Source organism: Aerococcus sp. L_32 (assembly GCF_050689315.1).
The window spans coordinates 1-1,200 of record NZ_JBOEQF010000536.1; the positions used below are offsets into that span (position 1 = coordinate 1).

Consider the following 1,200-nt stretch of genomic DNA (forward strand, 5'->3'; position numbering starts at 1 on the left):
GAGCAAAATGAAGGGATTAAAGTAGTGGCAACTTCGCCAATCTATGAAACAGTCCCCAAAGGCTACCTTGATCAAGAGGACTTTTTGAATATGGTTATGCATGTCCAAACTGATTTAACAGCAGCTGATTTATTGGCTTTTTGTCAAAGCATTGAACAAGACCAAAAACGAGTTCGGACCATTAAAAATGGCCCTCGTACTATCGATGTGGATATCTTGCTCATCGATGAAGAGATTATTGACACATCAGACTTACTAGTACCGCATCCCCGTATGCATGAACGGGCTTTTGTCTTGTGCCCAGCGGCCGATATTGTTGGATATTGGCAGGTACCCATTTTAGGACAAACAGTTGCTAGTTTACGCGATCAACTACCACAAGCTGAAAAAGATGATGTCCGGATTTCAGGATTCTCATTAGATTTATAACCATTGAAAATAAATGCTTATTAGGAAGGGGAAATCATGGGTAAAATTGCCTTAAGTATTGTACAGAGTGTAGATGGGTATATCGCTGACTTAGATGATCAGTTTGATTTTATTGAAGGTATACCAGGTCCTCACTTAAAAGACATCTCAACGAGTGATTCCCCGTATTCACTCGAAGCCTTTTTTGATATGTATGACATTATTGTAATGGGACATCAATCCTATAAAATTGGTTTTGCAACAGATTTCCCAAGTAAAACGATTTACGTGGTTACAAATGAAAAACGCCCTAATGAAGGTAATATCCATTTTGTTAAACCAGGCCAAATAGTGAAATTAATGATGGCTAAGAAAAAGCAAGGGCATCATATTTACCTATATGGCGGGGGAATTGTATTGAAGCCATTTATGGTAGCTAATGCGATAGATGAGTACATTATTGGGACCGTACCGATTATTTTAGGTAAAGGTAAACCTTTATTTTACGAATTAGATGAAAGTATACCTTTACAACTAGACCAAGTTGATGTGATGGGTGGATTAACCATTCATATTTATCACAGACGTTAAATAAATACGAATAAATTATTTTGTTTGTTTTAGAAGTGAAGAAGGCTAAATACACATTTCTACTGTATCAATATTAGGAAGATATATTTTAATAATTGTTTTGACGCTATAATTTGTTTATTTATCCAAAAATTAAAAGGTATGGTTCAATAGTAAACCATACCTTTTTAATTTTTATGAAATGAATTGCATAACAATTAC

General features: G+C 35.1%; 2 protein-coding genes. Both read left to right on the forward strand.

Going from position 1 to position 1,200, the window contains the following annotated elements; all coding sequences use genetic code 11:
- Window positions 1-429, forward strand: a 429-nt coding sequence (folK, locus tag ACRCJ0_RS14580) for a 2-amino-4-hydroxy-6-hydroxymethyldihydropteridine diphosphokinase (protein WP_431390928.1), incomplete at its 5' end; no start/stop codon positions are given.
- 36 nt (window positions 430-465) lie between these two features.
- Window positions 466-999, forward strand: coding sequence for a dihydrofolate reductase family protein (locus ACRCJ0_RS14585; RefSeq protein ID WP_271736245.1), 534 nt, complete (start codon window positions 466-468; stop codon window positions 997-999).
- Window positions 1,000-1,200: the final 201 nt, after the last annotated feature.

Bases quoted from the DNA above. Each gene is read 5' to 3' on its own strand.
- ACRCJ0_RS14585 (WP_271736245.1), top strand. From the start codon at position 466: ATGGGTAAAATTGCCTTAAGTATTGTACAGAGTGTAGATGGGTATATC.